The organism is Blautia aquisgranensis (genome assembly GCF_040096615.1).
GTDB classification, from domain to species: Bacteria; Bacillota; Clostridia; order Lachnospirales; family Lachnospiraceae; genus Blautia_A; species Blautia_A aquisgranensis.
Genome location: NZ_JBBMEJ010000009.1, coordinates 90,425 through 112,941, shown reverse-complemented (window position 1 = coordinate 112,941; position 22,517 = coordinate 90,425). Strand labels below are relative to the sequence as shown.

21 protein-coding genes are annotated in these 22,517 nt (G+C 45.2%); 20 read left to right on the top strand and 1 reads right to left on the bottom strand.

Annotated features, from left to right (window positions below; all coding sequences use genetic code 11):
• Nucleotides 1-27: 27 nt before the first annotated feature.
• The gene (locus WMO28_RS09080) at nt 28-663 is read right to left on the bottom strand and encodes an endonuclease III (RefSeq protein ID WP_178642464.1); all 636 of its coding nucleotides are present in this window, start codon (nt 661-663) and stop codon (nt 28-30) included.
• 221 nt (nt 664-884) lie between these two features.
• On the opposite strand from WMO28_RS09080, the gene WMO28_RS09075 reads away from it, so the two are divergent.
• From WMO28_RS09075 to WMO28_RS08980, 20 genes are all read left to right on the top strand, one after another.
• Complete coding sequence (locus WMO28_RS09075; RefSeq protein WP_349056744.1) at nt 885-3,326, top strand: methyltransferase domain-containing protein; 2,442 nt, start codon at nt 885-887, stop codon at nt 3,324-3,326.
• Between the two features lie 4 nt (nt 3,327-3,330).
• The gene (locus tag WMO28_RS09070) at nt 3,331-4,230 is read left to right on the top strand and encodes a LysR family transcriptional regulator (protein ID WP_349056743.1); all 900 of its coding nucleotides are present in this window, start codon (nt 3,331-3,333) and stop codon (nt 4,228-4,230) included.
• A 456-nt stretch (nt 4,231-4,686) separates the two neighbouring features.
• Entirely contained in the window at nt 4,687-5,679 is a 993-nt protein-coding gene (locus WMO28_RS09065; RefSeq protein WP_349056742.1) for an ABC transporter permease, read from the top strand.
• Entirely contained in the window at nt 5,673-6,590 is a 918-nt protein-coding gene (locus WMO28_RS09060; RefSeq protein WP_349056741.1) for an ABC transporter permease, read from the top strand. The genes WMO28_RS09065 and WMO28_RS09060 overlap by 7 nt, the downstream gene beginning before the upstream one ends.
• Before the next feature lie 106 nt (nt 6,591-6,696).
• Nucleotides 6,697-8,283 (top strand): ABC transporter substrate-binding protein, encoded by a 1,587-nt coding sequence (locus WMO28_RS09055; RefSeq protein ID WP_349056740.1) that lies wholly within the window; start codon nt 6,697-6,699, stop codon nt 8,281-8,283.
• Nucleotides 8,284-8,308: 25 nt separating this feature from the next.
• Nucleotides 8,309-10,318: a dipeptide ABC transporter ATP-binding protein gene (locus WMO28_RS09050; RefSeq protein WP_349056739.1), complete on the top strand. Its 2,010-nt coding sequence runs from the start codon at nt 8,309-8,311 to the stop codon at nt 10,316-10,318.
• Nucleotides 10,319-10,439: 121 nt separating this feature from the next.
• Nucleotides 10,440-11,384, top strand: a complete 945-nt coding sequence (nikB, locus tag WMO28_RS09045) for a nickel ABC transporter permease (RefSeq protein ID WP_119239273.1) — start codon at nt 10,440-10,442, stop codon at nt 11,382-11,384.
• Nucleotides 11,381-12,247, top strand: a complete 867-nt coding sequence (gene nikC, locus WMO28_RS09040; RefSeq protein WP_349056738.1) for a nickel transporter permease — start codon at nt 11,381-11,383, stop codon at nt 12,245-12,247. Before nikB ends, nikC begins: the two co-directional genes overlap by 4 nt.
• 33 nt (nt 12,248-12,280) lie before the next feature.
• Nucleotides 12,281-13,843: an ABC transporter substrate-binding protein gene (locus WMO28_RS09035; RefSeq protein ID WP_349056736.1), complete on the top strand. Its 1,563-nt coding sequence runs from the start codon at nt 12,281-12,283 to the stop codon at nt 13,841-13,843.
• A 17-nt stretch (nt 13,844-13,860) separates the two neighbouring features.
• Nucleotides 13,861-14,667 (top strand): ABC transporter ATP-binding protein, encoded by an 807-nt coding sequence (locus WMO28_RS09030; RefSeq protein ID WP_349056735.1) that lies wholly within the window; start codon nt 13,861-13,863, stop codon nt 14,665-14,667.
• Between the two features lie 21 nt (nt 14,668-14,688).
• Complete coding sequence (locus WMO28_RS09025) at nt 14,689-15,447, top strand: ABC transporter ATP-binding protein (protein WP_349056734.1); 759 nt, start codon at nt 14,689-14,691, stop codon at nt 15,445-15,447.
• A 334-nt stretch (nt 15,448-15,781) separates the two neighbouring features.
• Nucleotides 15,782-16,276 carry a GNAT family N-acetyltransferase gene (locus tag WMO28_RS09020; protein ID WP_173758763.1) on the top strand — a complete coding sequence of 165 codons (495 nt, stop codon included), beginning with the start codon at nt 15,782-15,784 and terminating at the stop codon, nt 16,274-16,276.
• Between the two features lie 76 nt (nt 16,277-16,352).
• Nucleotides 16,353-17,612 carry an MBL fold metallo-hydrolase gene (locus WMO28_RS09015; RefSeq protein WP_349056733.1) on the top strand — a complete coding sequence of 420 codons (1,260 nt, stop codon included), beginning with the start codon at nt 16,353-16,355 and terminating at the stop codon, nt 17,610-17,612.
• A 95-nt stretch (nt 17,613-17,707) separates the two neighbouring features.
• A complete protein-coding gene (locus WMO28_RS09010; RefSeq protein ID WP_178644055.1) occupies nt 17,708-18,031 on the top strand; it encodes a helix-turn-helix domain-containing protein in 324 nt (107 codons plus the stop codon).
• Between the two features lie 209 nt (nt 18,032-18,240).
• Nucleotides 18,241-18,543 carry an urease subunit gamma gene (gene ureA / locus WMO28_RS09005; protein ID WP_349056732.1) on the top strand — a complete coding sequence of 101 codons (303 nt, stop codon included), beginning with the start codon at nt 18,241-18,243 and terminating at the stop codon, nt 18,541-18,543.
• 12 nt (nt 18,544-18,555) lie between these two features.
• Nucleotides 18,556-18,915, top strand: coding sequence for an urease subunit beta (gene ureB, locus WMO28_RS09000; protein ID WP_349056731.1), 360 nt, complete (start codon nt 18,556-18,558; stop codon nt 18,913-18,915).
• Between the two features lie 12 nt (nt 18,916-18,927).
• The gene (gene ureB / locus WMO28_RS08995; RefSeq protein ID WP_178644053.1) at nt 18,928-20,649 is read left to right on the top strand and encodes an urease subunit beta; all 1,722 of its coding nucleotides are present in this window, start codon (nt 18,928-18,930) and stop codon (nt 20,647-20,649) included.
• A gap of 124 nt (nt 20,650-20,773) precedes the next feature.
• The gene (locus tag WMO28_RS08990; protein WP_178644051.1) at nt 20,774-21,280 is read left to right on the top strand and encodes an AmiS/UreI family transporter; all 507 of its coding nucleotides are present in this window, start codon (nt 20,774-20,776) and stop codon (nt 21,278-21,280) included.
• A gap of 18 nt (nt 21,281-21,298) precedes the next feature.
• Entirely contained in the window at nt 21,299-21,778 is a 480-nt protein-coding gene (locus WMO28_RS08985; protein WP_178644049.1) for an urease accessory protein UreE, read from the top strand.
• A gap of 9 nt (nt 21,779-21,787) precedes the next feature.
• The gene (locus WMO28_RS08980) at nt 21,788-22,501 is read left to right on the top strand and encodes an urease accessory protein UreF (RefSeq protein ID WP_178644047.1); all 714 of its coding nucleotides are present in this window, start codon (nt 21,788-21,790) and stop codon (nt 22,499-22,501) included.
• Nucleotides 22,502-22,517 lie beyond the last annotated feature (16 nt).

The following is a 22,517-nucleotide window of genomic DNA, read 5'->3' as shown; positions in this document are numbered from 1 at the left end:
TTAGTCCTTTCCGGAATCTGGCTCAGGTCAGATTCCATTTTTTTCGCAGATATCCTTAAGACAGCAGCGGTCGCAGTAAGGCTTCGTCCGTGCTGTACAGACTTCTCTTCCATGATAAACAAGGCGGTGGCAGAGATCGTTGCCTTCTTCCGGCGGAATGATCTTCCACAGCTCCATTTCTACTTTTTTCGGATCCTTCAGATCATGGACAAGACCAATGCGGTTGGAAAGACGGATGCAGTGGGTATCGGTTACGATAGCCGGTTTGCCGAAAACGTCTCCCATAATGAGGTTGGCACTTTTTCTTCCGACACCGGGAAGCTTGAGAAGCGCATTGAAATCCTCCGGAACCTTGTCATGATACTGCTCGTGGAGGATACGCATGCACGCGCTGATGTCACGGGCTTTACTTTTTCCCAGGCCGCAGGGGCGGACAATTGCTTCAATATCCTCCGGTTCGGCAGCTGCCAGTGCGGCAACATCCGGATATTTTGCGTAGAGATCCTGGACAACAACATTGACGCGGGCATCGGTACACTGTGCTGCCAGACGGACGCTTACCAGAAGCTTCCAGGCATCGTCGTAATCCAGAGTGCAGTCTGCGTCAGGATATTCTTTTTTTAAACGGCTGATGACTTCATAAGCCAGTTCCTGTTTTGTCATTTGTATATCACCGATCCTTTCGATGGATTATTATCACAAAGTATTTCTGGTAGGATGATACCACAGTAAATAAAGAATTACAACAATCCAATCCCCCCCAGGGGCTTGTTAAAACAATGACGATTTGATACATTAAACGTAACCCATGGGGGTATAGAAAGAGTTAGGAAAACCTTACCGGAAAGTCCCCTGAAGAAATAAAAAAAAGCGGAGGAATCAACTTGGAAAAACTTCTTGATGAAATCGAATCTTACTGGAGTACCCGCACGGAAGGGTATTCCGAGGTTAATCATAAAGAGCTAGCGGGAACACAGAAAAATGCCTGGCTTAAGGTGCTGACCAGTCAGTTTCCGGATAAACCGAAGGAAGAGATCCGGATACTGGATATCGGAACAGGTCCAGGATTTTTCCCGGTGATCCTGGCAGAAGCCGGATACAAAGTAGATGCTGTGGATTACACAGAGGGAATGCTGGAAAAAGCAAAGGAAAACGCGGGAGAACTTTGCCGGAACATTCACTTTCAGCGCATGGATGCACAGAAGCTGGATTTTGCAGACAATACCTTTGATGTGGTGATATCACGAAACCTTACCTGGAATCTGGAGCATCCGGAGGTGGCTTACAGAGAGTGGGTACGAGTATTAAAAGTAGGCGGAAGACTTTTGAATTTCGATGCCAACTGGTACGGCTATCTCTATAAGGAGGAGCAGAGAAAAGCATACGAAAATGACCGTAAAAATGTGGAAAGCAACAGCCTGGATGATCATTATCTCTGTACAGATATTGAACGTATGGAGCGGATTGCCCTGCAGGTTCCGCTGTCAAAGATCCACCGTCCGCAGTGGGATGTGAAAACACTTCGTGAGGCAGGACTTCTTGGGATCCGTACAGATACAGAAATCTGGAAAACGGTGTGGAGTGAGGAAGAAAGACTGAACTATCAGTCCACACCAATGTTCATGGTAACTGGTGTGAAACCGGATCATTTCCTGAATCTTCCGGTGGCAGAAGGGGAAAAAACAGAAGGCTTTCTTGAAATCGGCGATGGAGAGTTTTCCCTTCCTGCGACCATTATCCGCGGAAAAAATCCGGGAAAAACCATTCTTGTCACAGCAGGTCTCCATGCAGGAGAATATGTAGGAATCCAGACACTGATCGAGCTTTCCAGGAAACTGAAACCGGAAAAGGTGAACGGTCAGCTGGTTCTGGTAAAGGTTCTGAATCGAGAGGACTTCGAGAAGCGCGCCGGCAGTATCAGCTGGGAGGATGGAAAAAATCTGAACCGTGTTTTTCCGGGCAAAAAAGACGGTACAAGGATGGAACGTCTGGCAGCAGCCATTACAGAATCCCTGATCCGCAAAGCAGATTATTATATTGATCTCCATGGCGGAGATGATTATGAGGAGCTGACACCTTATGTATATTTTGCAGGTGTGGCGAAGCCGGAGGTTTCGGAAGCCTCCCGGAAAATGGCAGAGCAGGTTGATGTCCCATATATGGTACAGTCAAATGTAAGCACAGGAGGCGCCTACAATTATGCGGCAAGTGCCTGTGATATTCCGGCAGTTCTTCTGGAAAGAGGCTGTATGGGAACCTGGCAGAGAGAAGAGGTAGATTCCATGCGCCGCGATGTGCGGAATATCCTGTGCAGTATCGGAGCATACAACGGAGTTCGTTCCCACAGCACGTACTATCCGCTGAAGATGGATGATGTGCGTTACCAGTGTGCCAGCGTTAACGGCCTCTGGTATCCGGTGAAAAAGCCGGGCGATATTATCCAGAGAGACGAATACCTGGGTGAGATCCGTGATTATGAGGGGAATGTGCAGGAAATCTGCCGTGCAGACATGGATGGTGTGATCCTGTATCAGGTGTCCAGTCTTCAGGTCGTGGAAGGCGGACCTGTTGTAACCTACGGAAATATTGTCCGCGAAAAAGATGAGCGAAAAACAAGGATTGCGGAATACTGGACGAAACGAAGTGACAGCTTCTTGGAGCAGAGAAGAGCAGAGCTTCACAGTGCGCTGGCAGGAAGATGGATGACAGAGCTTAAGAAACATCTGCCGGAGAAAAGGAAGCTTAGGATCCTGGATGTGGGATGCGGAACAGGATTTTTTACCATTCTTCTTGCAAAAGAAGGCCACGAGGTAACCGGTATCGACCTGACACCGGATATGATCGCCCATGCAAAAGAGCTTGCGGAGGAAGAGAACACGGTCTGCCGGTTTGCAGTGATGGATGCTGAGAATCCGGATTTTCCGGATGAGGAATTTGACGTGATCGTATCCCGAAATCTGACCTGGACGCTGCCGGATGCAGAGCATGCTTATCAGGAGTGGTTCCGTGTGCTGAAACCAGGCGGAGTGATGATCAATCTGGATGCCAACTACGGTGCAGCAGATTTCGCAGATACTGCGGATCTTCCGGAAAACCATGCACATCATCAGATCCAGGATGATCTGATGCAGGAGTGTGAAGACATCAAACGCCAGCTTCCCATCAGCTCGTTCCTTCGCCCTGCCTGGGATCTGGAAACTCTGGGACGCATGGGAGTTGAGGAGTTTTCTTTTGACCTGGGAATCAGTAAACGTATTTATATAGAAAAAGATGAGTTTTACAATCCTACCCCGATGTTTCTGATTTTTGCGAAAAAACAGGGGTAGAAATATGCTGAATATAAAACAGATCCAGTATTTTGCAGCCTGTGCCAAAACAGGTTCTTTCAGCCAGGCTGCGGAACTGCTTTTTACGACCCAGTCCAATGTAAGTAAGGTGATCCGCTCCATGGAGGATGACATGCGGACTCAGCTTTTTGTCCGCCATGCAAAAGGTATCGAGCTGACTCCGGAGGGAGAGCGTGCATATGGTCATGTGCAGAAGATCCTGGAAAATATGAATGAACTGGAAATGCAACAGCAGCCTCTTGCAAAAAGCAGTCTGAGTGTATGCTTTCATCCCAGTTCCTGGTTTGCGGATACTTTTGTAGAATATTATGAAACACACAAAAAGGACGATCTCCATTATCAGGTTTATGCAGCAGATACACACGAGATCGTAAGAAGAGTGAAATCGCGCCAGGATGATATGGGCTTTGCTTATGTGATGCAGAACCAGCTGGCAGCCTTTCAGTATTTTCTGTTACGGAATTATCTGGAATTTGAACCGCTGACTGAGACGGAGGTAAATATATATACCGGGAAAAAAGATTCAGCGTCAGAGGTGGGAGAGTTTAAGATGTCCCAGCTGAGACTGATACAGAGATTCCCGGATGAATTTTCATCGGATAATTATCGGAATCTTGTGGAGGAAAACGGACATTCCGCAGTGGAAGCAGAGATGGTAGTGGTGACCAACAGTGATTATATCGTAGAACGTCTTCTGGGTTCCGGTGAGCTGTGCAATATAAGTGGAGCCGATCTTTCAGGCCGTGATCCCGGGTATTCCAGAGTGAAGTATACATTTCCGGGAGAAGGCCAGAGACTTGTTTATGGATGTATCAGAAGACGAGGTGAGACACTCAGTGACCAGGGAAAAGATTTCCTGAAATTTGTAAAGGGAAGATTTTAAACGTTATAAGCTGCAATAAAAATAAAGAAAAGACCAGCCGGGATTTTTCTGTGCAGAATAAGATTCTGCTGCAGGAAGATGCCGGCTGTTTTGTGTTTAACGGTATGGCATAAGAAAAATTGAAATGCACATCTATGCCAAACCCGACTGTCCCAATATCCCCATACCGGGGTTGTTCAAATATCATTAAATGATAAAATAATATCAACAGCACAATCCGTGTGCTGCATATAAACACTGTAATGCACACAACCTCCGCGCACTCCTGTTTGTGCATACAAATGTTTTGTCGAATAATAACACGACCCTTTCAAAAGCAGTTATGGTTTTTGATACCATAACTGCTTTTGAAATATGAACGTAAATCGCGAAGCGATTGCGTGCGTGAGCATGCAGCAGAATGGAATGAGAATATCTGTCTCACATGTAAGTAATGGGACGTGGGAAAGGGAAATTATGAACAAAGGAAATAAGATAGGTGCCCGGATCCTGAAACGGATCATTTTGCTTGCAGTAGTTATGTTTCTGCTGTCTGTCGTGGTTTTCTGGATGGCAAGACTTGCGCCGGGAGATCCTCTGCAGTCCTTTTACGGGGATTCTCTTGAGATGATGACCAGCGAAGAGATAGCTGCTGCCAGGACAAGACTGGGACTTGATCAGGGAATCGCAGTACAATATGTAAAATGGCTTACCAATGCAGTTCATGGAGAGTTCGGACTGTCTTTGAAGTACAGGCAGCCAGTCATGAATGTGATAAAACCGCTGATCGGGAATACTCTGGTACTGGGAGGAGTCGCCTATGTAGTGATCTTTACACTGGCAATCCTGATCGCAATATTCTGTACTCTTCATGAAGATCAGTGGATCGACCGTCTGATCTGTAAGATAGGAACAGTAGCCTTTTATGTGCCGGCTTTCTGGCTGGGGGTGGTATTGATACTGATCTTCAGCGTAAATCTGGGATGGTTTCCGAGCAGTGGCGCTTATGATGTCGGAATGGCAGACAGCATTGGCAATCGTATCAGACATATGGTACTTCCGCTTGTGGTTATGATCTTAAGTCATCTGTGGTATTACGCATATATGATACGGAACAAATTTCTGGATGAGGTACGGAAAGATTATGTATTGCTTGCCAGGGCCAAAGGGCTTTCCAAAAGAAAAATTTTGTGGAAACACTGTCTCAGAAATGTAATGCCTACCATTGTAAGTATTATGGCGGTTTCAGTCCCTCACGTAACCGGTGGAACAGTGACGGTCGAGGCAGTATTCAATTATGCAGGTATTGGAAATCTGGCAGTGGAATCTGCCAAATATCATGACTATAATCTTCTGATGATAGATGTGCTGATCACGGGCTTTATCGTATTTTTAAGCAGTTTTATTGCACAGACTGTTAATGAGGAGATTGATCCGAGAATGAAGGATTCAGAGGTGAGAGTATGGTAGATAACAGTATGATTTCCGAAGAAGAGCTTTTCCAGGTGGTAGGTTCTGGGTGGAAAACGTATGAAGTTCAAAAAAGAAAGATAACATTCAGGGAAAAGCTCAAAGGAAAACCGGTTTTCTCCATGATCCTGCTGCTGATAGTTGTGTTGGGATGTGTATTTGCGAATCTTGTAGCAAATCATGATCCTTCAGGATTTTATCTCCGGAATCTGAATACACCGCCTGGAAGGGAATTTATTTTTGGAACGGATTCTCTTGGAAGAGATATCTACTCCCTGATCTGGTATGGAGGAAGAGTATCTCTGGTGATCGGAATTTCAGGAGCAGCGATCATTACTGTGATCGGTGTTACCTACGGATGCATCAGCGGAACTGCAGGACCAAAGGTTGATTCGGTCCTGATGCGATTTACGGAAATGTGTGGAAGCATTCCGACACTTCTTATGATACTGATCTTATCTGCTGTTTTTCAGGCAGATGATGTGATCGGCATTTCCGTTATCATTGGTATTACCGGATGGTTCGCACTGGCCCGTATCGTAAGAAGTGAAGTGCGGCAGATACGGAACAGCGATTATGTGATGTATGCAAGACTCTGCGGAGGAGGCTTTGGATATGTGATGTATTATCATCTGATACCGAATTTTGTTTCAGCGATCATGTTTGTGGTGATCTCATCTGTCAGCAGCTGTATCACTATGGAATCTACTTTAAGCTTTCTGGGACTGGGACTTCCGGCAGATGTAGTTTCCTGGGGAAGCATGCTTTCCCTGGCTAATAAAGCACTGATCATGAATACCTGGTGGGTGATCGTGATACCGGGAGTTTTTCTGGTGGTTACTCTGATGTGTATTACCAATGTGGGAAGCTTTGTAAGAAGCGAAGTGAATAATAAATACAGCAATCTTTGATGGAAAATGATGTGTGGAATGGTGCCGGTATCTGACAGGATATGGATAAATCCAGACGAAGTGTGGATAACCGGTTCGAAAATAAGGAAAGATGAGGAAAACAAAAATGAAAAAGAGAACAGGGAACAGTTACGGAAAGAAATGTGCAGCAGTAACGCTTGCGGCAGTGACAGCAGTATGTACAGGAGCTGTAACAGGGGGAACAATAACTGCATTTGCAGCAGAAGAAAACAAAACACTGGTTTATGCAGGAGAGTCGGAAAGTACGATCAATCCGCTTTTGAACAATCATGATGAGCTTCCGGATCTTATTTTTTCCGGGCTGATGAAGTATGATGCAAATGGAAAACCTGTAGAGGATCTTGCAGAGAGCTATACCTTTGATAAAGATACCAATACTTATACTTTTAAACTTCGTGATGGTGTGAAGTGGCATGACGGAGAAGATTTTAATGCTGAAGATGTTGTATATACTTACAAAGAGCTTACAGAGGATGAAACTCTGGGTGCAAGCATTACCAGCAATTATCAGGATATCACAGATATCGAGGCACCGGATGATAAGACCGTAGTATTCACCCTTGACCAGTATGATGCGGCAATGCTGGATTATTTTACCATGGGAATCCTTCCGGAGCATCTTCTTGAAGGTGAAGATATAAATACAACATCTTTTAACCAGAATCCGGTAGGAACAGGACGTTATAAATTCGAAGACTGGGATGCCACAGGTGGAATGATCACATTGAAACGAAATGAAGACTACTATGGAAAAGTTCCGAATATTGAAACAGTAGTATACCGTACCGTATCTGATGAGACTACCAAGGCAACTATGCTCCAGTCCGGAGAAGCTGATCTTGCATGGCTGAATTCCAACTATGCTTCCCAGTTTAAGGACAAGGACGGATATAATTACTGGGAGTTCACAACAGCAGATTACCGTGGAGCTGCCATGGATATGAGCACGGATTTCTGGAAAGAAAATGGAGATTCCATTGGCGTTCTGAACTATGCACTGGATAAAGATTCAATTATCGCGGGTGTTCTGGCAGGTCAGGGAGAGCCGGCGTACAGCCCGATCCAGAGAAATCCTCTTGGAACTGACAAAGAAGCAAATATTTATTCCTATGATCTGGATACTTTTGCAAAGAAGATGGAAGAGCTTGGCTGGAAAAAAGGTGATGATGGCATCTATGAGAGAAACGGGCAGAAATTCCATTTCACTATTCAGGTCCGTGACTATGAAGAGGAGCGTGTGGATATTGCCAATGTTATGTCAGATATGCTGAAACAGGCTGGCGTGGAGATGGAAGTAAAACTGGTGACAAAATTTGACTGGGATGCAGGATATAATGGATTCCTTGCAGGCTATTCAACACAGTTTGATCCGGATATGGCATATGTAAATTTTGTGACAGATGCAAGTGGAAACAATATGCATTATTCCAATGCAGATGTCGACAAATATCTTGAAGAAGGACGTCACGGTGAAACAGAGGAAGCACGAAAAAAATCCTACGGTGAGTTTGAAAAGGCTTATGCGCAGGCACCTGGAATTCTTCTGGTAGCTTATCTTCAGGGTGATTATGTAGGTGTTTCCGGAATTTCCGGACTGGATACCACACGTGTTCTCGGACATCATTCCGTAGGTGTTATGTGGAATATTGAAGACTGGACTATTACAAAATAAGGGAAAAAATATGCAGGAAACCGTTTTGGAATTAAAAAACTATTCGGTAAGCTTTGACACACCGGACGGCGAGGTACAGGCCGTCCGGAATGTGGATCTTTCTGTGAAAAAAGGAGAGATTCTTTGTATCGTAGGTGAATCCGGATGCGGAAAAACAGTGATGTGCCGCAGTGTGATGAAACTGTTGCCGCCAAATGCCAGGGTGAAAAATGGAGAAATCCGGCTATGCGGAGAAAACATTACAGATTATAAAAGAAAAAAGATGGAGAAGCTGTGCGGAAGCAAGGTAAGTATGGTGTTTCAGGATCCTATGCTGACTCTGAATCCTACGATCCCTGTCGGAAAACAGATCACAGAAGCGATCATCAAAAATCAGAAAGTATCCAGAGGTAATGCTGAAAAGAAAGCGATAGAAATGCTGAAGCTGGTAGGAATTTCAGATGCAGAGCAGCGATATGGACTTCAACCTCATTTTTTTTCAGGCGGAATGAGACAGAGATGTGTTCTTGCTATTGCGCTGGCATGTAATCCACAGATTTTGTTTGCGGATGAAGCTACCACAGCTCTGGATGTAACTGTGGAAGCCAAAATCCTGGATCTGCTTCTGGAAATTCGGGAAAAAACAGGAGTCAGCATCGTATTTGTATCACATGATCTGGGAGCTGTTGCAAGGATCGCAGACAGGGTTGCCGTAATGTATGCAGGAAAGATCGTTGAGATCGGAACAGCAGAAGAAGTTTATTATGATCCAAGACATCCGTATACATGGGGACTTCTTTCTTCCCTTCCATTTTTTACAAATGAAAAAGGTGTGTTGAATCCTATTCCGGGAATGCCACCATCACTTCTGAATCCCCCACAGGGGGATGCTTTTGCTGTCCGGAATTCTCAGGCACTTGCCATTGATTATGAAAAAGAGCCGCCGATGTTTAAGGTCAGTGAAACTCATTATGCTGCGACATGGCTGCTGGATGAAAGAGCTCCGAAAGTAGAAAACCCTTCATTTCTGAAAAAAAGACAGCAGGAGCCTTGCGCCTATGTTCAGGATAACCGGACATGGGAAAAAGCAACGCCTGATTTAAAAAGAAAAGATTATGCGCAGAAGGAAATACTCATAGAAGCTAAAAATCTGAAACAATACTTCCAGGTTCGTTCAGATTATACTATACGGGCAGTAGATGATGTTTCTTTTGGAATCCGGGAAGGCGAGATCATGGCACTGGTTGGCGAGACCGGATGCGGAAAATCCACAACAGCCAGAACCCTGGCTGGAATTTATCACCCCACAGGTGGAGAACTCTTTTACAGGGGAGAGGAGCTTTCGGATAAAAAAAGTCCTTTCGGACTGAGGCGAACAGGTGACAACGATATCAGAAAACGGATGCAGGGAGAAATCCAGATGATTTTTCAGGATTCTGGTGCGGCTTTAAACCCAAGAATGAACATCCGGCAGATCATGCTGGAACCGATAAAAATCAGCCGAAGGATCAGGGATCGGGAGCTTCTGGAAAATAAGCTTCAGGAAATTCTGAAAGAAACCGGACTGGATGAAAGCATCCTTTCCAAAAGATCCGGAGAGCTTTCCGGAGGCCAGAGACAGAGAGTGGCGATCGGAAGAAGCCTTCTTATGGAGCCACGCCTTATTATTGCAGACGAACCAATTGCCTCTCTGGATATTTCCATTCAGGCGCAGATCGTTATGCTGTTTAAAAAGCTTCAGAAAGAAAAGATGTTTTCATTTTTGTTTATTGCCCATGATCTGTCGATGGTGCGGTTTTTGAGTGATACGGTTGGTGTAATGAAAAACGGGAAACTGGTTGAGATGGCACCAACGGAGGAGCTTTTTGGAAATCCGTGTCATCCATATACAAGATCTTTGCTTTCGGCAATACATGTTCCGGATCCGGTGTCAGAGCGTGGACATGCACTGATTGAATACAATGAGATACAGAGGCAGGAAGAAAACTGGCTGGAAATATCACCGGGACACAGAGTACGAGGTGAAGTATGCAGTGGAGCAGAATGTTATTCGTAAAAAAGGAATACATATACATGACAGAATGGAATAGGTGAAATCCCCCCACGGGGGTTGTGACAGAGCAGGAGGATTGTTAAACTTTTATTATCTGAACATTTAAAATGCGGAAAGGAAGAAAATGAGAAGATATATTTTTAAAAGACTTCTGCAGCTGATCCCGGTCCTGATCGGGATCACATTTCTGTCTTTTGCCATGATGAGGCTGGCCGGTGGAGATGCAGTGACGTATATGTATGAAAATGCAGGCTCTGCAGTATCACAGGAAATTATCGATAAGACAAAGGCGGAATATGGTCTTGATAAGCCGTTTCCTGTTCAATATGCAAACTGGTTTGCAGGGATGGTCACAGGTGATATGGGAGAGAGTTATGTTTCCCACAGAGATGTTTACGAAACTTTCACTTCAAAGCTTCCGGCAACGATCATGCTGACATTGTCATCTATCATTCTAACTGTTCTTCTTGCGGTTCCCCTTGGAATTTTATCAGCGGTGAAACATAATAAATGGATCGATTATGTGATCCGGTTCTTAAGTTTTGTGGGAAATTCCATGCCGAATTTTTTTGCGGCAATGGTTCTGATGTATTTTTTATCTGTTAAACTGGGAATTTTGCCGGTAGTGACGAATTCTGATCTTGGACAGAGCATCATCCTTCCTACACTGACGCTGGCTGTTTCCATGGCTGCCAAGTATACAAGGCAGGTACGTGCCACAGTTTTGGAAGAGCTGAACAAGCCGTATGTGATGGGGGCAAAGGCTCGGGGAATCAGAGGAAGCGTGATCATATGGAAAAGTGTTATGAAAGCATCAATGCTGACGATCATCACTCTTCTGGCCTTATCCATCGGAAATCTTCTGGGAGGAACAGCTATTGTAGAGAATATTTTTATGTGGGACGGAGTTGGAAAGCTGGCTGTAGATGCCATCAATATGCGGGATTATCCCATTATACAGGCTTATGTGGCATGGATGGCGGTTATTTATGTACTGGTAAATCTTGTGACAGATATCGTTTACCACTATCTTGATCCGAGAGTAAGGCTTGGAGGTGACAGAGCATGAGTGGAGAAAAGAAGATAACTGTCCGGAAACAGAAGATCAGGAAAAATCATACCAGGGCCAAACTGATATTTTTTCTGATACTGACTGCAGTACTTTTGCTGATCGCAGCGTTCGCAAAATATCTTTGCCCTTATGATCCTTATGCGCAGGATCTGACACTGGCACAGAAGGCACCATGCCCGGAGCATCTTCTGGGGACAGACCGTTATGGCAGAGATATGCTGTCAAGAGTGATTACAGGAAGTACTGTGAGTATTTACGGAACATTGATCCTGGTAGCTGTGATCACGGTTGTGGGAACTGTGATCGGAATTTTATGCGGCTGGAGAGGCGGAAAAATAGAGGCAGTCCTTATGCGTATTTCCGACCTTTTTCTTGCATTCCCGGGACTTGTTTTTGCACTGGCAGTAGCTGCTGTGCTGGGAGGAGGGATCCAGAATGCGATCATCGCCCTGGCTGTGATCAGCTGGCCGAAATTTGCAAGGCTTGCCAGAGGACTTACTCTGACACAGAAAGCTTCTCCGTATCTGATGGCAGCGAAGCTTTCCGGCAGCAGTACAGGAAAACTTCTGATAAAACATATTTTACCCAATATTGCAGGACCGATTCTTGTGACAGCAGTTCTTGATATCGGAACCATGATGATGGAGCTTGCAGGACTTTCCTTCCTGGGACTTGGAGTGAAGCCGCCAATGGCTGAGTGGGGAAGTATGATCAATGACGGAAGAAGTATGCTGCAGATCGCACCGTGGATGGTGCTGGCTCCGGGAGCCGCGATTTTTATTACAGTTATGATATTTAATCTGCTGGGCGATACAGTCCGGGATTATATGGATCCAAGAGAACGGAACAGAGGAAAATGACATCAGAGTAAAAGAAAGCGAGAGAGAAAAAATATGAAGAAAAAAATAATGGCAGCGACACTTGCGGCAATGCTGGTTATGGGCATGACAGGAGTGTCTGTAAATGCGAAAAGTGAAAATAAGGATAAAACAGAAGGGACAACTTTTGTTTACGGAACAACCGGATACAGTGAGGAGATGGGAGATGCAGGCCTGAACCCACATGATAATTATTCCGGCTGGAGCTGCCTGCGTTATGGTGTAGGTGAGACCTTGTTTAAGTATAATGACAACATGGAGATCGAGCCGTGGCTTGCTACAGATTATGAATTTACAGATGATAATACTGTGAAAATTACGCTTCGTGATGGCGTGAAATTTTCCAGTGGCAGAGATATGGACGGAGAAGCAGTTAAAGAATGTCTGGATGATCTGATCGCGAATCACGACCGGGCACCGTCAGATATGAAGATTGACAAGATCGAGGCAGACGGAATGATGGTGACGATCCATACAACAGAAGCATGTCCTGCGATCATCAATTATCTTGGAGATCCATATGGGGCTATCATAGATATGGATTATGGTGTGCAGGGAGAAGGCGGTTCCGCCAATGTTGCAGGTACAGGACCTTTTATTGCAACAGAGGTTTCCCCTACAGAAATTAAGCTGGTGAAGAATGAAAACTACTGGGGCGGAGAGGTAAAGACTGATAATGTGATCGTGAAATCTTTTTCTGACGGAAGTGCACTGACAGCAGCTCTGCAGACAGGAGATATCCAGGGAACTTACGGACTTCAGTATGACAATTATGCCTTATTTGACGGAAATCCTGATTATCAGATCAGTTCTGTTGCAACAAGCCGCTGCTTTTTCGGTCAGTTTAATATGGAATCTGAACTGATGCAGGATAAGAATGTAAGGGAAGCCATAGAGATGGGAATTGATAAGGACGGCTTCTGTAACGTGATCATGGAGAATCGCGGCGTTCCGGCAGTGGGAGCTTTTCCGAGCAGCTTTTCTTATGGAAATGATGCAGTGAAAGCACCGTCCTATGATCCGGAAGAGGCAAAAAAACTTCTTGAGGAATCCGGATGGAAGGATACAGATGGTGATGGATATGCAGATAAGGATGGAAAAAAACTTTCTATTACATGGCTGACTTATCCGACACGTCTGGAACAGCCGAAGCTTGCTGAATATGCACAGTCTACTTTAAAGGATATTGGAATTGAGGTTAATGTAAATAATACGGCAGATCATGCAACCTATGCGAAGAATGGAGATTTTGACGTATATGTAAGTTCTCTTACAACTGCACCGACCGGTGATCCGGAGTACTTTTTCACAAGCACAGTTGTATCCGGGGCAGCAAAGAATTATGGCAAATACAGTAACTCAAGTCTGGATGATATCATAGCAAAAATGCATGAGACCTTTGACGCAGATGAGAGAGGAAAGCTTGCCATTGAAGCACAGCAGACAATTCTTGATGATGATGCGTATTTCTTTGTTTCTCATCTGAATATGGGACTGGTATCAAAATCCAATGTGTCAGGGCTGACTGCACATCCATGTGATTATTATGAGATCACGGCGGATCTGGAAGTGAAATAACGGCTGGGAGATTTTAAATGGAAGCATTGCTGAAACTTGATCATGTGACGATCTGTTATAATGGAGAACCGGTTGTTCAGGATATAAATCTGGAGCTGAATAAAGGAGAGATCCTTGGAGTGGTAGGTGAATCCGGAAGTGGAAAAAGTACCATTATTAAGGCTGTTATGGGACTTCTGGGAAATGAAGGCATGGTTACGGAAGGTGATATCTGGTACATGGGAAGGAATGTAGTGGATATGTCGGAAAAAGAACTCCGAACACTCCTGGGACCGGAGATCGCCATGGTTTTTCAGGATTCCGGTGCTGCGCTTTGCCCGATCCGTACAGTTGGTGATCAGATTTACGAAAGTATGCGGGAACATGAAAAGATCAGCCGCAGGGAATGTGAAGAACGTACAATAGAAATGATGGAAAAGATCGGGCTGAAGGATGGCAGGCGTGTCCTTAGGAGTTATCCTTTTGAACTGTCCGGTGGTATGAACCAGCGTGTGGGAATCTGTATTTCCATGCTGCAGCATCCATCTCTCCTGCTTGCAGATGAGCCGACCAGTGCTCTTGATGTGATCGTGCAGAAACAGGTTGTTGAGGAAATGCTGCTTCTGCGTCAGGAATATCATACAGCCATGATTATTGTCACGCATAACATCGGAGTAGTTGGAAAAATGGCAGATAAGGTTCTGGTGCTGAAGAACGGCAAAGTGATGGAATACGGAGATACCAGGCAGATACTGGACGATCCGCAGGATCCTTATACAAAAGAGCTTATGAATTCTGTGCCGCGTCTGAACAGAGGCAAGCTGGAGAGCATTTGTACAGGCTGAAACAAGGAATGGAGAGAAGAAGTGGCAGAATATATACTGGAAGTACGTCATTTAAAAAAGAATTTTATATCAGGGAAAAAATCCTTTACAGCTGTGGAAGATGTGAGCTTTTTTCTGAAACAGGGAGAATGTCTTGGAATCGTAGGTGAGTCCGGATCAGGAAAAAGTACGGTTGCAAAGATGATCACTCATCTGACGGAACTGACCGGTGGAGAGATTTTTCTTCTGGGAAAAAATATTACACAGGTAAAGGGAAAAGAACTGCGGGAAACGTATAGAGAAATCCAGATGGTATTCCAGACTCCGGGAGAATCCTTTGATCCAAGATGTACACTTGGGGATGGAATCGGGGAAAGTCTCCGGAATATGGGGATAAGTAAGAAAGAAACCAGGAAACGTGTGGAAAATCTTCTTATTAAATATGGACTGAGTGCAGATTATGCAGACCGGTATCCTCATCAGGTCAGCGGCGGGGAATGTCAGAGAGCAGCCATTGCGAGAGCTTTGGCTGTGGAGCCGAAAATTCTGATCTGTGATGAAGCCACCAGTGCTCTTGATGTGACTGTACAGAAACAGATTATGGAGCTTCTCATGAAGCTGAAAAAAGAAAAGAATCTGGCGTTTATTTTTATCTGCCACGACCTGGCTCTTGTTCAAATGTTCTGCGACCGGGTGATCGTGATGCACGACGGACATGTAGAGGAAGAAGGAACACCGGAGGAAATCATTGAGAGACCGAAGACGGAGTATACGGAGAGGTTGATCGAGTCGGTGTTGTGAGACGTTAAAATTAATTTTCAGTGAGAAGTATATTGCTCTGCCTCAAAGCACATGCTATAATGCCAACAGGCAAAAGAAAGAATAAGTCTGGCAAGACGAAAGAATGAAGCCCTCAGTAGCGCGAATACTGGGGGCTTTTCGATATCTGGCTATTTATCTCACCTTCTCTCGCTGCCGGGTTCCGGATGGACAACATCGTCAGCATATTACAGTTTACGATAAACTGGATTATAAAAAAAGCCTGAGGTTGAACGTTGACGCATTTTCATTCAGCCGATATAATTAAAGAAATATTGATTTTAAAAGATTGTATTAGTTTCAGGAGGAAATATACATGGCAGAGAATTTACAGATCAGACTGGCGCATCCAGAAGAAGCAGACAGGATGGCCGAGATCGAGGCAATCTGTTTCCCGCCGGCGGAAGCAGCAAGCCATGAGGATGTAGTGAACCGTATGGGAGCATTCCCGGAGAATTTCGTAGTAGCAGTGAAAGATGATAAGATCGTAGGATTTATCAACGGAGGAACCACAGATAAACCGGTACTTCCGGATGAATTTTATCACAACATCACACTTCATAAGAAAGACGGAGAGATCCAGACTGTATTCGGACTGAACGTGATCCCGGAATACCGTCATCAGGGAATTGCCGGAGAGCTTGTGGAATACTTCAAGGATCTTGCGAAAGAACGTGGAAAAAAAGCTCTTATCCTTACCTGCAAGGAGCATATGATCCCGTTTTATGAAAGCCACGGAATGAAGAAACTGGGAGTTGCAGATTCCTGCCATGGCGGAGCCACCTGGTATGATATGCAGATCTGGTTTTAAGAACTAATGAGATAACCTGAGAGAAAAACTGCTGCCGGGAATGCAGCAGATAAACAGAAAACCAGAGGGAAAGTAAATGAGAATACGAATGTACAATGTAGGATTCGGAGACTGTTTCTGCATCCGCGACAGAAAAAGCAGCCTGCTTGTGGATTTCGGTGCAGCAAACAGTAAGATCGAGGGAAGACCGCGAAGGGAAGTTTTTGACGTGATCATCTCAGATCTTACCACCATCCGCAAAAAAAATCTCCTTCTCACACATTTTCATCCGGATCACGTATCCGGGCTTCTTTATATGATGAGATACAGGAGAGATGCCTACGAATTTGAAAAAATTTATCTCCCGGATGTATTTTCAGATCCGGAAATGAAATATACATTGACACTGCTTCTCCTTGCAGATGTCACGAAAAAAGCCAGCCTGCCGGGAAGACGTGTCAGCCTTTTTGCCCTGGCAGAGGCACTTTGCGCTAGAAAAGTGAAGATCGATCTTCTGTCAAGAGGATCAGAGTTTGAAGGGAAATATACAGCACTCTGGCCGGATGTGAGAACTGTGAGCAGTGAAACAGAGGATGTGTTTAACTCTCTTATTGAAAACAATGAAAAAGCCATGACCGAGCTTGTGAATATCGCAGAGGAAGTACGTCAGCTGTTTATGTCTATGACTGAGGATGAAAATGAAGCAGACGTAAACCTGGGAGCAGAGAAAGAAGTTGTGGATGCAGCTGGAAAGCAGACAGATAGTGACAGTGCAGGAAGTGTGCAGGGAAATAATGGCACACAGGAGTATGCACAGGCAGAACTCCGGAACCGTCTGAAACCAGAAAAACTGGAAAAGAAATTCCGCGAGCTTCAGGCGACAGCGGAATTTCAGGCATTGCTGGAATGTGCGGAAAAACAGGGTCATCTTTTACGCCAGTTCCGCCACAAGATCAGTCTTGCATTCCAGAATACAAGAGACGGAGAGCTGAACCTTCTGTTTACCGGAGATGTGCAGCCTCAGTACATGAAGCTGATCGTGGAAGATTATGATGGAAAGATTCCGCTTCATGAGCATTACTGGTGCATCAAGGTACCTCACCACGGAACGGAATCACATTTCTTTGATTTCAGCAGATTTTCCCCGGAAAACATGATGATCCCGAATGGTGCCTATTACGACAACAGCAAGAAAAAATCGAAAAATCAGCGGACATCCATGCAGTACGGCGGACTGTTTTATATCAGCGATGCACATATGTACTGCTCCAACTGTGACTGCTGTGACAGCTATGAAAACGGCTGCTCCTGCAGAGAATATGATGTGATCTCACCGTCCTATTATAAGGACATCTGACAAAAGTGCTCTTTGAGAGAAAAATAAATCTCTTAAAGATGATTTCCAACGTTCGATTATCCACGTATCCTTTTGAAAAAAGGAGTGGAATACGAATGAAGGATAGATTATTGGGCGATACGATCCGGCAGGCGCGGATGGACAATAAGATGACTCAGGAACAGCTTGCAGAAGCGATCAACATCAGCCCTACACATATGAAGCACATTGAAAGTGAACACAGGAAGCCATCTGTAGATGTACTTTTTTCTCTGGCTGATGTGCTGAATTTTTCCATGGATGCCATGCTCATGGAGACGCAGTCCACTGACCATGCGAAACGGGTGAATGAAATAAATCTTATGATGAGCAAATGCACCGACGAGGAGCTGGACGTGTTCCTGGCTGCTCTGCGGGAGCTGATGAAGCAGAAGAGGTGAAGAGAAATCCCCACGACATTTCTTTGGAGTGTCGTGGGGATTTGAGGTTTGGAATCACAAATCAACAGACCATATCTTGACTTTCGAAAAAAAATCATATATAATCCACTCATTAACGCAGACAAAGGAGTCTATAAATTCCTTTGCCTGCGTTTTTTTATTTGGACAAAATTAGTAAAGACTAACAGGAGGAAAAGGAGGAAGAAACAATGAGACTTACCCCGAAAGAACAGGAAAAACTCATGCTCCATATGGCCGGAAATCTGGCTAAGGAGAGGAAGGAACGCGGACTGAAACTGAACTATGTGGAAGCACTGGCGTACATAAGCTCCGAGCTTCTGGAGCTTGCACGTGACGGGAAGACCGTTGTGGAGCTGATGCAGCTTGGAACAAAGATCCTCACAAAGGATGATGTGATGGATGGCGTGGCTGATATGCTTGGCGAAGTGCAGGTAGAGGCAACTTTTCCTGATGGAACAAAGCTTGTGACTGTACACAATCCGATTCAGTAAGGAGGAATTGACATGAAGATTGGTGAAATCATTCCCGCAGACAGAGAGATCGTACTTAATGAAGGGAAAAAGACCACAAAAGTTCTGGTTGCCAACAAAGGTGACCGTCCTGTACAGGTAGGCTCTCATTTTCATTTTTTTGAAGTAAACAAATGCCTTTCATTTGACCGCGAGGCTGCGTATGGATATCATCTGGATATTCCGTCCGGTACATCTGTGCGTTTTGAGCCGGGCGAGGAAAAAGAAGTACAGCTCACGGAGATGGGCGGCAGAAAACGCGTATTTGGTCTGAACGACCTGACAAGAGCAAGAGCAGCAGAGGACACAAAGAAGGCCTCCATGGAAAAGGCAGCATTAAAGGGATTCTTATAAGGAGGGACACAAATGAGCGTAAAAATTTCCGGTGAAAAATATGCAATGATGTACGGCCCTACAGTTGGTGACAAGGTAAGACTTGCAGATACCAGCCTGGTAGTAGAAGTAGAAAAAGATTACACCACATATGGCGATGAGGTGAAATTCGGCGGCGGCAAAACTATCCGAGACGGAATGGGCCAGTCTGTAAAAACCTGCAGCCGTGACGGAGATCTGGATCTTGTGATCACAAACGCCCTGATCGTGGATACCACAGGTATCATAAAAGCAGATATCGGAATCAAGGACGGAAAGATCGCAGGCATCGGAAAAGCAGGAAATCCGGATATCATGGATGGGGTAACTCCGGGAATGACCGTAGGAGCTTCCACAGAAGCACTTGCCGGAGAAGGTCTGATCCTTACAGCCGGCGGAATCGATACCCATATCCATTTCATCAGCCCGCAGCAGATCGACTGTGCACTGTACAGCGGTGTGACAACTATGATCGGAGGAGGAACAGGGCCTGCAGACGGAACAAATGCCACAACCTGTACTCCGGGACCATGGAACCTTAAGATGATGCTGAAAGCAGCAGAGGAATATCCCATGAACCTTGGTTTCCTTGGAAAAGGAAACTGCTCCGATGAAGCTCCGCTGATCGAGCAGGTAAAAGCAGGAGCTATGGGACTGAAGATCCATGAGGACTGGGGTGCAACACCTGCAGTTATCAATCACTGCCTGAATGTTGCCGATGAGTACGATGTGCAGGTTGCTATCCACACAGATACTCTCAATGAAGGCGGCTGTGTAGAGGATACCCTTGCAGCCATCGGTGGAAGAACAATCCATACTTATCACACAGAGGGAGCCGGCGGCGGACATGCACCGGATATCATCCGTGCGGCAGCAGCAGGAAATGTTCTGCCGTCCTCCACAAACCCGACCATGCCATACACCGTAAATACACTGGATGAGCATCTGGACATGCTCATGGTATGCCATCACCTTGACAAAAAGATCCCGGAGGATGTGGCTTTTGCAGACTCCCGTATTCGCCCGGAGACCATCGCGGCAGAGGATGTTCTTCATGACATGGGAATCTTCAGTATGATGAGCTCTGACTCTCAGGCCATGGGTCGTGTAGGCGAGGTCATCACACGTACCTGGCAGACAGCCAGCAAAATGAAGGATGAGCGTGGTGCCCTTCTGGAAGATGAAGGCAAAGGAAATGATAATTTCCGTGTAAAACGTTACATTGCCAAATACACCATCAATCCGGCCATCACACACGGAATCTCCAGCTATGTAGGCTCTGTGGAAGAAGGAAAGCTTGCAGATCTTGTTCTGTGGAATCCTGCATTTTTCGGCGTAAAACCGGATATCATCATCAAAGGCGGAATGATCATCGCCTCCAAGATGGGAGATGCCAACGCGTCCATTCCGACCACACAGCCTGTTATGTACCAGCCGATGTTTGCAGCTCATGGAAAAGCAAAGAACGAGGCATGCCTTACCTTCGTTTCTCAGGCTGCATATGAAGCAGGAATCAAAGAGGCTTATGGTTTGGAAAAAACAGTAGTTCCGGTAAAGGGCTGCAGAAATATCGCAAAGAAGGATATGGTATTTAACAACCGTACACCGAAGATCACCGTTGATCCGGAAACATATGAGGTAACAGTAGACGGTGAAACTGTCACATCAAAACCTGCGGAAAAATTGCCGCTTACTCAGCTGTACAATCTGTTCTGATAATTATACTGGCAGCGAAAATTGTAATAACTGAAAAAAATGAAGATCAGCAGTCCGGTAAACGGTGTGTCCGTTATTCCGGACTGTTGTAAAAGATAAAACTGAAAAACGAGGAGGAAGACAGATGCTGGGAGTATGCCTTTTATTTGTGGGAATCGTACTGATCAACAACGGAATGTGTACCTTATATAATGTAGATGGAAAATCGGCAGCTGTTATGAATATTTTTACAGGCGGCCTGTCACTGTTTATCAATTTTGTAAATCTGGTTCAGGGTAATTACTATGCAGCAGGAACAGGGCTTCTGTTCTGCTTTACATACCTGTTTGTAGCTTTTTCCAAGATTCTGAAGCTGAATCCGATCCCTTTTGCATGGTTCTCTACTTTTGTGGCGGTGAATGCACTTGTATTCGGAACGATTGAAGGCTTTCTGGGAAGCACAGCACTTGGAATCACACCGGATATCCGCTGGGCAGGGATCTGGTATCTCTGGGCAATTCTCTGGGGAACTTCTTTTGTGGAAGATATCATGGGGAAAAAACTGGGCAGATTCGTACCGGTGCTTCAGGTTGTAGAAGGAGTCATCACGGCATGGATCCCTGGTGTGATGATGCTTCTTGGAGTATGGTAAAAACAGAGGAGAAGAATTATGCTTTGTGAAAAAATTCTGGGAAAACTGAAAAGTTTTGACCTTACCGGAAAAACCGTGGAATATGTGGACATCGAGTGGCATGAGGCCTTCAAAAAGATCCACAGAAAGACAACAGATAAAGGTCGTGAAGTCGGGATTCGCCTGGATGATTCGGTACTTACGAGAGGACTTTTTCAGGATGATGTGATCTATGAGGATGACGGATTAGTGATCGCGGTAAATACACCACCCTGTGAAGTGATCGAGGTATCTCTTGAGCCGGGGCATGAGAAATATGTGGCAAAGGTCTGCTATGAGATCGGAAACCGCCATGCACCGCTTTTCTGGGGTGACCGGGAAAATACTTTTATTACGATCTACAACGAACCGATGATGATGCTGCTGGAAAAACTCCATGGAGTAAAAGCGGAGAAAAAGACCGTTAAACTGGACTTTGACCGCAGGATCTCGGCAGCGATCCACAATCATCATCACTGAGGCTGTGATATGGATAAAAAGAATGAGATCCGCCGTTTTTTTCTTCTGCAGGTAAATGATGCTCTTTTTCCCATAGGAGGATATTCACACTCACAGGGACTTGAGACCTATATCCAGCAGGGACGCGTGCACGATGAAAAAACAGCGGCAGAATATATCAGAAAAAAACTGAAGTACAATCTGGCTTATACGGACCTTCTGGGAGTGCGCCTGGCCTATGAGTATGCGCTGAAGGAAGATGTAAATGCACTGGATATGCTGGAGGAAATCCTGGGGGCGTCCAGGATTCCCATGGAGCAGAGAGAAGCATCCAGAAAAATGGGCTCCCGTTTTACCAAGACGATCCAGAAACTTCCTGAAAAAAAGCTTCCTATGAAAAAGAAGGAAATTTTTGACGGATACATGGAAGCACGTAAGGGCAAGCCTGTCAGCCATTGCTGTGCGTATGGCGTATTCTGTGCGGCACTTGGACTGGAGGAAGAAGAGACGCTTTCACACTATCTCTATGCCCAGACCTCTGCCATGGTGACAAACTGTGTAAAGACGATCCCCTTAAGTCAGAGCGCAGGTCAGAAGCTTCTCTGCGGATGTTATGAGGAATTTGAGGAGATACTGTCCCATATCCGGGACTATACGGAAGAGGATCTCTGTCTGTCAGCACCTGGATTTGATATCCGTGGAATTCAGCATGAGAAGCTTTATTCCAGACTTTATATGTCGTAGGAGAGGAGATTTTTTT

What these genes read in the sequence shown, in the direction of transcription:
- WMO28_RS08985 (WP_178644049.1), top strand. Translation starts at nt 21,299, where the DNA reads ATGCTTTGTGAAAAAATTCTGGGAAAACTGAAAAGTTTTGACCTTACC.
- ureB (WP_349056731.1), top strand. Translation starts at nt 18,556, where the DNA reads ATGAAGATTGGTGAAATCATTCCCGCAGACAGAGAGATCGTACTTAAT.
- WMO28_RS09020 (WP_173758763.1), top strand. Translation starts at nt 15,782, where the DNA reads ATGGCAGAGAATTTACAGATCAGACTGGCGCATCCAGAAGAAGCAGAC.
- WMO28_RS09035 (WP_349056736.1), top strand. Translation starts at nt 12,281, where the DNA reads ATGAAGAAAAAAATAATGGCAGCGACACTTGCGGCAATGCTGGTTATG.
- WMO28_RS08990 (WP_178644051.1), top strand. Translation starts at nt 20,774, where the DNA reads ATGCTGGGAGTATGCCTTTTATTTGTGGGAATCGTACTGATCAACAAC.
- WMO28_RS08980 (WP_178644047.1), top strand. Translation starts at nt 21,788, where the DNA reads ATGGATAAAAAGAATGAGATCCGCCGTTTTTTTCTTCTGCAGGTAAAT.
- WMO28_RS09010 (WP_178644055.1), top strand. Translation starts at nt 17,708, where the DNA reads ATGAAGGATAGATTATTGGGCGATACGATCCGGCAGGCGCGGATGGAC.
- WMO28_RS09015 (WP_349056733.1), top strand. Translation starts at nt 16,353, where the DNA reads ATGAGAATACGAATGTACAATGTAGGATTCGGAGACTGTTTCTGCATC.
- WMO28_RS09080 (WP_178642464.1), bottom strand. Translation starts at nt 663, where the DNA reads ATGACAAAACAGGAACTGGCTTATGAAGTCATCAGCCGTTTAAAAAAA.
- WMO28_RS09065 (WP_349056742.1), top strand. Translation starts at nt 4,687, where the DNA reads ATGAACAAAGGAAATAAGATAGGTGCCCGGATCCTGAAACGGATCATT.
- WMO28_RS09060 (WP_349056741.1), top strand. Translation starts at nt 5,673, where the DNA reads ATGGTAGATAACAGTATGATTTCCGAAGAAGAGCTTTTCCAGGTGGTA.
- nikB (WP_119239273.1), top strand. Translation starts at nt 10,440, where the DNA reads ATGAGAAGATATATTTTTAAAAGACTTCTGCAGCTGATCCCGGTCCTG.
- WMO28_RS09070 (WP_349056743.1), top strand. Translation starts at nt 3,331, where the DNA reads ATGCTGAATATAAAACAGATCCAGTATTTTGCAGCCTGTGCCAAAACA.
- nikC (WP_349056738.1), top strand. Translation starts at nt 11,381, where the DNA reads ATGAGTGGAGAAAAGAAGATAACTGTCCGGAAACAGAAGATCAGGAAA.
- WMO28_RS09055 (WP_349056740.1), top strand. Translation starts at nt 6,697, where the DNA reads ATGAAAAAGAGAACAGGGAACAGTTACGGAAAGAAATGTGCAGCAGTA.
- ureA (WP_349056732.1), top strand. Translation starts at nt 18,241, where the DNA reads ATGAGACTTACCCCGAAAGAACAGGAAAAACTCATGCTCCATATGGCC.
- WMO28_RS09030 (WP_349056735.1), top strand. Translation starts at nt 13,861, where the DNA reads ATGGAAGCATTGCTGAAACTTGATCATGTGACGATCTGTTATAATGGA.
- ureB (WP_178644053.1), top strand. Translation starts at nt 18,928, where the DNA reads ATGAGCGTAAAAATTTCCGGTGAAAAATATGCAATGATGTACGGCCCT.